The sequence below is a fragment of the Actinomadura sp. WAC 06369 genome, from assembly GCF_003947565.1.
Taxonomy (GTDB): Bacteria; Actinomycetota; Actinomycetes; order Streptosporangiales; family Streptosporangiaceae; genus Spirillospora; species Spirillospora rifamycini.
Window position 1 is genome coordinate 1 of sequence record NZ_QHJN01000230.1, and the last position, 9,801, is coordinate 9,801.

At 73.7% G+C, this 9,801-nt stretch carries 7 protein-coding genes and 1 pseudogene; 4 read left to right on the forward strand and 4 right to left on the reverse strand.

Annotation, left to right across the window (positions count from 1 at the left end):
• Nucleotides 1-150: 150 nt before the first annotated feature.
• Nucleotides 151-2,553: a glycoside hydrolase family 65 protein gene (locus tag DMH08_RS36240; RefSeq protein WP_233618019.1), complete on the reverse strand. Its 2,403-nt coding sequence runs from the start codon at nt 2,551-2,553 to the stop codon at nt 151-153.
• A complete protein-coding gene (locus DMH08_RS36245; RefSeq protein WP_026405934.1) occupies nt 2,550-3,317 on the reverse strand; it encodes a beta-phosphoglucomutase family hydrolase in 768 nt (255 codons plus the stop codon). The genes DMH08_RS36240 and DMH08_RS36245 overlap by 4 nt, the downstream gene beginning before the upstream one ends.
• Before the next feature lie 152 nt (nt 3,318-3,469).
• Between DMH08_RS36245 and gndA the strand changes: the two genes are divergently transcribed.
• Nucleotides 3,470-4,897, forward strand: coding sequence for an NADP-dependent phosphogluconate dehydrogenase (gene gndA, locus DMH08_RS36250; RefSeq protein WP_125620684.1), 1,428 nt, complete (start codon nt 3,470-3,472; stop codon nt 4,895-4,897).
• Between the two features lie 3 nt (nt 4,898-4,900).
• Here the strand turns inward: gndA and DMH08_RS36255 are convergent, their stop codons facing one another.
• Entirely contained in the window at nt 4,901-5,698 is a 798-nt protein-coding gene (locus tag DMH08_RS36255) for an SDR family oxidoreductase (RefSeq protein WP_026405936.1), read from the reverse strand.
• The gene (locus tag DMH08_RS36260) at nt 5,695-5,886 is read right to left on the reverse strand and encodes a hypothetical protein (protein WP_051301550.1); all 192 of its coding nucleotides are present in this window, start codon (nt 5,884-5,886) and stop codon (nt 5,695-5,697) included. The genes DMH08_RS36255 and DMH08_RS36260 overlap by 4 nt, the downstream gene beginning before the upstream one ends.
• Nucleotides 5,887-6,044: 158 nt before the next feature.
• On the opposite strand from DMH08_RS36260, the gene DMH08_RS36265 reads away from it, so the two are divergent.
• The 3 genes and pseudogenes from DMH08_RS36265 to DMH08_RS42150 form a co-directional block, all read left to right on the forward strand.
• The gene (locus DMH08_RS36265) at nt 6,045-8,549 is read left to right on the forward strand and encodes a DEAD/DEAH box helicase (protein ID WP_125620686.1); all 2,505 of its coding nucleotides are present in this window, start codon (nt 6,045-6,047) and stop codon (nt 8,547-8,549) included.
• A 33-nt stretch (nt 8,550-8,582) separates the two neighbouring features.
• Nucleotides 8,583-9,380 carry a carbon-nitrogen hydrolase family protein gene (locus DMH08_RS36270; RefSeq protein WP_026405938.1) on the forward strand — a complete coding sequence of 266 codons (798 nt, stop codon included), beginning with the start codon at nt 8,583-8,585 and terminating at the stop codon, nt 9,378-9,380.
• 126 nt (nt 9,381-9,506) lie between these two features.
• A pseudogene (locus DMH08_RS42150) lies at nt 9,507-9,801 on the forward strand (hypothetical protein); the annotation flags it as partial.

Sequence of the window (9,801 nt, forward strand, 5' to 3'; positions counted from 1 at the left end):
CTCGGGGGGCGCGCAGACGGGGGCGCAGCCGTCCTCGTCGCGGGCCGGACCGGCGCCCGCCCGGCCCGCGACGAGGACGGCTGCGCCCCCGTCTGCGCGCCCCCCGAGTGACGCCCGCCCGAGCGGCCGCCACCCGGAGGGTCCGGTCCCTCAGCGCCCGCGGCGGTCGTCGCGGCCGTGCGGGTCGAGGCGGCGCGGCATCGGCTCCCGCCCCGCCGGCTGCGTCGGCGGCGGCTGCGCCGAGACCGGCTCGACGGGCAGCTCGACGGGCTCCTCGCCCAGCGTGAACGGCTCGCCGTGGTGCCACAGCTTGACGCCCGGGCCGTCCAGCAGGTCGTAGCGGGCGGAGTCGGCGGTCACGGTCACCCGCACGAGGCTGCCCCGGTACCGCATCCGGAACGTCAGCCGGCTGATCCCGCCGGGCAGCCGCGGCGCGAACCGGAGCCGCCCGCCGCCCGCCCGCATCCCGCCGAACCCGGCGACGAGCCCGTTCCAGGCGCCCGCCATCGACGCGAGGTGCAGCCCGTCGCCGGTGTTGCGGTTCAGGTCGTGCAGGTCCATCAGGGCCGTCTCGCCCAGGTAGTCGTGCGCCAGTTCGAGCTGCCCGACCTCGGCGGCGATGACCGCCTGCGTCTGCGCCGAGAGGGACGAGTCCCGGACGGTCAGCGCCTCGTAGTACGCGAAGTCGCGTGACTTCTGCTCGTCCGTGAACGCCTGCCCGCACAGGTGCAGCGCCAGCACCAGGTCGGCCTGCTTCACCACCTGCTTGCGGTACAGGTCGAAGTACGGGTAGCTCAGCAGCAGCGGGTAGTGGTCGGGCTTCGTCGAGGCGAAGTCCCAGCGGGCGTGGTTGGTGAACCCCTCGCTCTGCGGGTGCACCCCGAGCCGCCGGTCGTACGGGATCAGCATCGCGGCGGCGGCGTCCCGCCACGACGCGGCCTCCTCGGCGTCCACGCCGAGCCGCTCGGCGACGTCCGGGTGCCGCATCGCCGTCTCGGCGGCCTCCTGCAGGTTCCGCCGCGCCATCAGGTTCGTGTAGACGTTGTTGTCGGCCACCGCGCTGTACTCGTCCGGCCCGGTGACGCCGTCGATGCGGAACACCCCGCCGACGTCGTGGTGGCCGAGGCTCCGCCACAGCCGCGCCGTCTCGACCAGCACCTCCAAACCGACCTCCCGCTCGAACCCGACGTCCTGCGTGACGTCCGCGTACCGGACGACCGCGTCGGCGATGTCGGCGTTCACGTGGAACGCGGCGGTGCCCGCCGGCCAGTACCCCGAGCACTCGTGGCCCCGGATCGTCCGCCAGGGGAACGCGGCGCCGCGCAGGCCGAGCTGGTGGGCGCGCTCGCGGGCCAGCGGCAGGGTCATGTGCCGCCACGCCAGGACGTCGGCGGCCGCGCCGGGCACCGTGTAGGTGAGCACCGGCAGGACGAACGTCTCGGTGTCCCAGAACGTGTGCCCGTCGTAACCGGGCCCGGTGAGCCCCTTGGCCGGGATCATGCGGCGTTCGGCGCGCGCGCCCGCCTGCAGCACGTGGAACAGCCCGAACCGGACGGCCTGCTGGATCTCGGCGTCGCCCTCCACTTCGACGTCCGCGCACTGCCAGAACGCGTCGAGGTACTCGCGCTGCTCCGCCAGCAGCCCCTCCCAGCCGGTCTGCCGCGCGCCCGCCAGCGCCCCGACGACCTGGTCGTGCAGCGCCGGGCGGGACCGCTGGCTCGACCACCCGTAGGCGATGTACTTGACGATCCGGAGCCGCTGCCCCGGCTCGATGCGCGTCGCGACCGTCAGCCGGCCCACGTCCGGGGAGCTCTCGGTGTCGACCGACATCGACTCCGGGCCCTCGATGTCGTGCGCCATCGCCGCCGCCATCCGCAGGCCGCTCTCCCGCGTGCAGTGCAGCAGCAGAACCTTCTTGCCGTTGGCGGCGTGCTCCTCGCTGACCAGCGGGCTCTCCAGGATCGCCGACGCGCGCGGGTCCTTCCCGCCGCCGGGCAGCGCCTCGTTCGCGACGAGCTCGGACTGCACGACGATCCGGACGGCCTCGTCCACCGGCTCCACGTCGTAGCAGATCGCGGCGACGGCACGCTGCGTCAGCGACACCAGCCGCACCGAGCCGACCCGCACCCGCCGGCCCGCCGGGGACGTCCACTCCACGTCCCGGGTCAGCGTCCCGGCCCGCATGTCGAGGACGCGCTCGTGGTGGTGCACCCGCCCGTAGCGGACGTCGAACGGCTCGTCGTCCACCAGCAGCCGGATCACCTTGCCGTTGGTGACGTTGATGACCGTCTGCCCCGACTCGGGATAGCCGTAGGCGGTCTCGGCGTGCGGCAGCGGCCGCTGCTCGTAGAACGAGTTCAGGTAGGTGCCCGGCAGTCCGTGCGGCTCGCCCTCGTCGAGGTTGCCGCGCAGCCCGACGTGCCCGTTGGAGAGCGCGAACACCGACTCGCTCTGCCGCAGCCGGTCCAGCCGCAGCTCGGGCTCCCGCACGCACCACGGCTCGACCATGAACACCGGGCGATCGGCGCTCGCCTGCCCTTCCGGGATGTTCACGCGCTCCCCTTCCGCGTCCCGTCCTGCATGAGTTCCGCGAGATCGCCCACGACGACGTCCGCGCCGCGCTCGGCCAGCTCCCGCGCGTGCGTCCCGCCGACCCGGTCGACCCCCACGACGTGCCCGAACCCGCCGGCCCGTCCCGCCGCCACGCCCGCGAGCGCGTCCTCGAACACCGCCGCGCGCGCCGCCGGGACGTCCAGGTCCCGCGCGGCGGCGAGGAACATGTCCGGGGCGGGCTTGCCCGGAAGGCGCCGCTCGGCCGCGACGACGCCGTCCACCCGGGCGTCGAACAGGCCGGCGATCCCTGCCGCCGCCAGCACCTGGACGGTGTTCGCGCTGGACGACACGACGGCCGTCTTCAGCCCGGCGTCCCGCACCGCCCGCACGTAGTCGATCGACCCGTCGAACCGCTCCACGCCCTTCTCCCCGATCAGCTCGAGGACGAGCGCGTTCTTGCGGTTTCCGAGCCCCCGGATCGTCTCGGCGTCCGGCGGGTCGTCCGGGCCGCCCTCCGGCAACCGGATGCCGCGCGACTCCAGGAACGACCGCGTCCCGTCCTCGCGCTTCTTGCCGTCCACGTAGGGGCCGTAGTCCTTCGCGATGTCGAAGGGGACGAACGGCTCCCCGGTCCGACCGGCCCGCTCCCGCAGGTACCCGTCGAACATCTCCTTCCATGCGGCCGCGTGCACCGACGCCGTCCGCGTGAGCACTCCGTCCAGGTCGAACAGGCACGCCGCGGTTCCGTCCGGAAGCCCCAGCATCGCACCCCCACCTCGCTCGTGATCCCGTCGTTCCGTCACGTGCGACCCGTTCCCGAGGGGAATAAGGGCATGCGGGCACGGTGCTCGAACGGGGGATCGCGATCTTGCGTACCCGCCCGCGGTCAGGGTCGAACACGACAAGGAGAGATCACATGGAGAAGGCGCGGATCGGTGTCACGGGGCTCGCGACGATGGGCCGCAACCTGGCCCGGAACCTGGCCCGGCACGGCCATCCGGTCGCCGTGCACAACCGCACGCCGTCCCGGACGAGGGCGCTGGTGGAGCAGTTCGGGGACGAGGGGACGTTCCTGCCGGCCGAGTCCCCGGAGGCGTTCGTCGCGTCCCTGGAGCGGCCCCGCAAACTGGTGGTGATGGTGAAGGCGGGCCCCGCGACGGACGCGGTCATCGAGGAGTTCGCGCCGCTCCTCGAACCCGGCGACATGATCGTCGACGGCGGCAACGCGCACTTCGCCGACACCCGCCGCCGCGAGGCCGACCTGCGCGGGCGCGGCCTCCACTTCGTCGGCACCGGCATCTCCGGCGGCGAGGAGGGCGCGCTGCACGGGCCGAGCATCATGCCGGGCGGGTCCGCCGAGTCCTACGCGTCCCTCGGCCCGCTGCTCGAGGACATCTCCGCCCACGTCGACGGGACGCCCTGCGCCGTCCACGTCGGCCCCGACGGCGCCGGGCACTTCGTCAAGATGGTCCACAACGGCATCGAGTACGCCGACATGCAGCTGATCGCCGAGTCCTACGACCTGCTGCGGCACGCCGCCGGGCTCGCCCCCGACGAGATCGCCGCCGTGTTCCGGGAGTGGAACACCGGCCGCCTCGAGTCGTACCTGATCGAGATCACCGCCGAGGTCCTCGCGCACACCGACGCCGCCACCGGCCGCCCGTTCGTCGACGTCGTCCTCGACCGGGCCGAGCAGAAGGGCACCGGCCGCTGGACGGTGCAGAGCGCGCTCGACCTCGGCGTCCCCGTCGACGGCATCGCCGAGGCCGTGTTCGCCCGGTCGGTGTCCGGCCACGCCGACCTGCGCGACGCCGCCCGCGGCCTGCCCGGCCCCGCCCGCGCCGGAGCGGAGACGCTGCCGGGCGTCCCCGACGCGATCGAGAAGGCGCTCTACGCGTCCAAGATCGTCGCGTACGCGCAGGGCTTCCACGAGATCCAGGCGGGCAGCGCCGAGTACGGCTGGGACATCGACGCGGGCGCGATGGCGACGATCTGGCGCGGCGGCTGCATCATCCGCGCCCGGTTCCTCGACCGGATCCGCGCCGCCTACGAGGCCGACCCGCGGACCCCGACGCTGCTGACCGACGCGCACTTCGCCGAGGCGCTCGGCGACGCCCAGGAGGCGTGGCGCAACGTCATCGCGATCGCCGCGAAGCACGGCGTCCCCGTGCCCGGCTTCTCCGCCGCGCTGGCCTACTACGACTCGCTGCGCGCGCCCCGGCTGCCCGCCGCGCTCACCCAGGGCCAGCGGGACTTCTTCGGCGCGCACACCTACCGGCGCGTCGACCGCGAAGGCACGTTCCACACCCTCTGGGGCGGCGACCGCACGGAGGTCACGCCCTGACCGTCACCCCTCGCGCCACTTCGGCGAGTCGAGGGCCCCGGCGGCCTGCGGGCCCATCAGCCCCAGGCCGCCGTCCACGAACAGGGACGCGCCGGTGACGTAGGACGACTCCGGGCCGGCGAGGAACGCGATCGCGGCGCCGACCTCCTTCGCGTGCCCGGGGCGGGCCAGCGGGTAGCCGGGCCTGCTGTCCGCCTCGGGCGGCCGCTCGTGCTGCCCCGTCATCGGCGTCGCGATCTCGCCCGGCGCGACCGTGTTCACGGTGATCCCGTACTGCGACAGCTCCAGCGCCAGCACGCGGGCCAGCATCTTCAGCCCGCCCTTCGCGGCGCAGTACGGGCCCGCGCCGACCCTCGGGTGCTCCTCGTGGACGCTCGTCACGTTGACGATCCGCCCGCCCTGACCGCGCTCGATCATCCGCCGCGCCGCCCGCCGCGAGCACAGGAACGCGCCGTCGAGATCGACCGACAGCACCTCGCGCCACTCGCCGTAGTCCATGTCGACCAGCGGCCGCATGCTGCCCGTCCCGGCGTTGTTCACCAGGACGCCGAGGCCGCCCAGCTCGTCGGCCAGCTCGTCCACCGCCGCGGACGCCGCCTCCGGGTCGGCCAGGTCGTGCCGCCGCACCGCCGCGCGCCGTCCCGCCGCCTCCACCTCGGCGACCGTCCCCCGCGCGCCCTCCTCGTCGGACCGGAACGTGATCCCGACGTTGAAGCCGCGCCCGGCGAGCGCGACCGCCGCCGCCTTCCCGATCCCCGAGTCCGCGCCGGTGACGACCGCGACCCTGTCGTACCCGTTCACCGTTCGTCCCCGCGCCCGGGTTCGTCGTCCCGCTCGACCCCCGCGGTCGGGTCGCCCGTCCGGGTGCCCTGCTCGTCCTCGTCCTGGTACCCCTCCGCGGCGGTCCCCGTCCCGGGGACGATCCGCTCGTGCGGCCGGTCCTCCCGTCCGGAACCGGCCCCGGGCCCCCGCTCCTCGTCCTTGCGCATGTCCTCGCCTCCTCCGGTCGTCTCCGCGCCTTTTCCGCGCCGGACCAGCGGATTCTTGCCGGACGGCGGCGCCCTAACCGCCCGCCCCGCGGGTCCGGATCCCGCTTCGGCCCCGCTCCGGTTCCCGGTCGGCGGGCGATCGGGGGCAGGATGGAGGGGTGAGTCTTATCGATGAGCTTCCCTCCGGAAACGACGCCGACGCCGATTCGCTGTTCGAAGCCTTCGAGCGGTGGGTGTCCGGGCGCGGGATCACGCTGTACCCCGCGCAGGAGGAGGCGCTGATCGAGGTCGTCTCGGGCGCGAACGTGATCCTGTCCACGCCGACCGGCTCCGGCAAGAGCCTCGTCGCGGCGGGGGCGCTGTTCGCCGCGCTCGGCAAGGACCAGGTCGGCTTCTACACCGCGCCGATCAAGGCGCTGGTGTCGGAGAAGTTCTTCGACCTGTGCGAGATGTTCGGCCGCGACAACGTCGGGATGATGACCGGCGACGCCAGCGTCAACGCCGACGCCCCGATCGTCTGCTGCACCGCCGAGGTGCTCGCCAACATCGCGCTGCGGGACGGCGCGCAGGCCGACATCGGCGTGGTGGTGATGGACGAGTTCCACTTCTACGCCGAGCCGGAGCGGGGCTGGGCGTGGCAGATCCCGCTGCTGGAGCTGCCGCAGAGCCAGTTCCTGCTGATGTCGGCGACGCTCGGCGACGTCGGGTTCTTCCAGAAGGACCTCACCCGCCGGACGGGACGGCCCACCGCGCTCGTCACGTCCGCGGAGCGCCCCGTCCCGCTGATCTACGACTACCGGGTCACGCCGCTGCACGAGACGATCGAGGAGCTGCTCGGCGAGCAGAAGGCGCCGATCTACCTGGTGCACTTCACGCAGGCCGCCGCGATCGAGCGGGCGCAGTCGCTGATGAGCATCAACGTGTGCACGAAGGCGGAGAAGGCGCGGATCGCCGAGCTGATCGGCGGTTTCCGGTTCACGACCAAGTTCGGCCGGAACCTGTCCCGGTTCGTGCGGCACGGCATCGGCGTCCACCACGCCGGGATGCTGCCCAAGTACCGGCGGCTGGTGGAACGGCTCGCGCAGGCCGGGCTGCTCAAGGTCATCTGCGGCACCGACACCCTCGGCGTCGGCGTCAACGTCCCCATCCGGACGGTCGTGTTCACCGCGCTCAGCAAGTACGACGGCAGCCGGGTGCGGCGGCTGCGGGCCCGCGAGTTCCACCAGATCGCCGGACGGGCGGGCCGCGCGGGCTTCGACACGGTCGGGTTCGTCGTCGCGCAGGCGCCCGAGCACGTCGTGGAGAACGAGAAGGCCCTCGCGAAGGCGGGCGACGACCCGAAGAAGCGGCGGAAGGTGCAGCGGAAGAAGCCCCCGGAGGGGTTCGTCGGCTGGGACGAGGAGGTCTTCCGCAAGCTGCAGGACGCCGAGCCGGAGATGCTGCGGTCCCGGTTCCAGGTGAGCCACGCGATGCTGCTGTCGGTGATCGCGCGGCCGGGCAACGCGTTCCAGGCGATGAAGCGGCTGCTGACCGACAACCACGAGGAGCCGGCGGCGCGGCGGCGGCACATCTCCCGCGCCATCGCGATCTACCGGTCGCTGCTGGCCGGGGGAGTGGTCGAGGTGCTGCCGGAGCCGGACGACGTCGGACGGTACGCGCGGATCACCGTCGACCTCCAGGAGGACTTCGCGCTCAACCAGCCGCTGTCGACGTTCGCGCTCGCCGCGTTCGAGGTGCTCGACCCGGGCTCGCCGTCGTACGCGCTGGACGTCCTGTCGGTGATCGAGGCGACGCTCGACGATCCCCGGCAGATCCTCGCGGCGCAGCTGAACAAGGCGCGCGGCGCGGCGGTGCAGGAGATGAAGGCCGAGGGCATCGAGTACGAGGAGCGGATGGAGCTGCTCCAGGACGTCGACTACCCGAAGCCGCTGGACGAGGAGCTCGGCGCCGCCTACGAGATCTACCGGGCGGGGCACCCGTGGGTGGGCGACCATCCGCTGCGCCCCAAGTCGGTGGTGCGCGACATGTACGAGCGGGCGATGACGTTCACCGAGTACATCGCGTACTACGAGCTGGCGCGGGGCGAGGGGCTGGTGCTGCGGTACCTGTCCGGGGCGTACAAGGCGCTGCAGCAGACCGTCCCCGAGTCGATCAAGACCGACGACCTCATCGACCTGATCGAGTGGCTCGGGGAGCTGGTCCGGCAGGTCGACTCCAGCCTGCTGGACGAGTGGGAGCAGCTCGCCAACCCCGCGGAGGAGCCCGACGAGCCGATCGAGGAGCGCGTCACGAAGGTCACCGCGAACGCGCGGGCGTTCCGGGTGCTGGTGCGCAACGCGATGTTCCGCCGCGTGGAGCTGGCGGCGCTGGAGCGGTACCGCGACCTCGGCGAGCTGGACCCGGACTTCGGCGCGGACGCCTGGGCGGAGGCGATGGACGGCTACTTCGCCGAGCACGACGAGCTGCTGACGGGCCCGGACGCGCGCGGCCCGAAGCTGCTGCAGATCGAGGAGGTCCCCGAGGACGCGCTGTGGCGCGTCCGGCAGGTGTTCGACGACCCGGAGGGGCACCACGACTGGGGGATCTCGGCGGAGGTGGACCTCGCGGGCTCCGACCAGGAGGGCGCCGCCGTCGTCCGGGTGACCGGCGTGGACCGGCTCTGACACGGCGTTTCCGAGAGCGGGAAGGACGGGAGCATGGTGCAGGTCGCGGTGGCGCAGTTCGCGCCCGGGACGAACAAGGACGAGAACCTCCGCGCGATCGGGGGACTGGTGGCCGAGGCGGCCGGGCGCGGCGCGAAGGTGGTGGCGTGCCCCGAGTTCGCGATGTTCGCGGCGCCGAGACTGGACCGGCGGTACGTCGACTCCGCCGAGCGGCTCGACGGCCCGTTCGCGAGCGGGCTCGCCGAGCTGGCGCGCGGCCACGGCGTGCACGTCGTCGCCGGGCTGAACGAGCGGCTGGACGAACCGGACCGCATCGCCAACGTGCTCGTCGCGTTCGCCCCCGACGGGACGGTCGCCGCGACGTACCGCAAGACGCACCTGTACGACGCGTTCGGGTACAAGGAGTCGGAGATCGTCCGGCACGGCGGCATCGGCGACCCCGAGACGTTCGCGGTGGACGGCGTCACGTTCGGCATGCAGACCTGCTACGACGTGCGGTTCCCCGAGGTGACGCGCCGGATCGTGGACGCGGGCGCCGACGTCCTCCTGCTGCCCGCCCAGTGGGTCCCGGGGCCGCTCAAGGAGGACCACTGGCGGACGCTCGTGCGCGCCCGCGCCATCGAGAACACGATCTACGTGGCGGCCGCGGACCAGTGCGCGCCGACCGGCGCGGGCAACAGCATGATCGTCGATCCGATGGGCGTGGTGGCGGCGTCGCTGGGGGAGGCGCCGGGCGCCGCCGTGGCCGACGTCGCGCCCGCGCGGCTCGCGGACGTCCGGGAGCGGAACCCGGCGCTGGCGCTGCGCCGCTTCACGGTCGTCCCGCGCTGACCGTGATGTGCTGACCGGTATGTGCTGGGCCGGGCCCGCCCAGGCCGGGCGGGCGGCGTGTATCGAGGTGGCAACGGCCGGGCCGTTCTCCGTGTGCGGACGTGCGCGGAGGGTGACGATCGGGGGGTGCGACCTCCCCGTCACCTGCCGCCGTCCGGATACACGCGCGCCGCGCCGAGCCCGCCGGACCCGCCGCGCCGCCCGCTCGTCCGTCCGGCCGCCCCCCTGCTCGCCGGTCTGCTGCTCGCGGGGCTGGTGACCGCCGTCGCGGTGGCGGGCGCCGTGCGCGGCCCGGAGCCGCGGTCGTGCGAGCCGGCGGGCGACCGGCGTGGTGCGGCGGAGCGCGGCCGCCCCCCGGCCGGCGGGGCCCAACACCCAGAGGCACCGGCAGGCGCCGCGGGGCACGGCGCGTGCGCAGCCC

Excerpts from the sequence above, each read along its gene's own strand:
- DMH08_RS36245 (WP_026405934.1), bottom strand. The coding sequence starts at position 3,317 with ATGCTGGGGCTTCCGGACGGAACCGCGGCGTGCCTGTTCGACCTGGAC.
- gndA (WP_125620684.1), top strand. The coding sequence starts at position 3,470 with ATGGAGAAGGCGCGGATCGGTGTCACGGGGCTCGCGACGATGGGCCGC.
- DMH08_RS36260 (WP_051301550.1), bottom strand. The coding sequence starts at position 5,886 with ATGCGCAAGGACGAGGAGCGGGGGCCCGGGGCCGGTTCCGGACGGGAG.
- DMH08_RS36270 (WP_026405938.1), top strand. The coding sequence starts at position 8,583 with ATGGTGCAGGTCGCGGTGGCGCAGTTCGCGCCCGGGACGAACAAGGAC.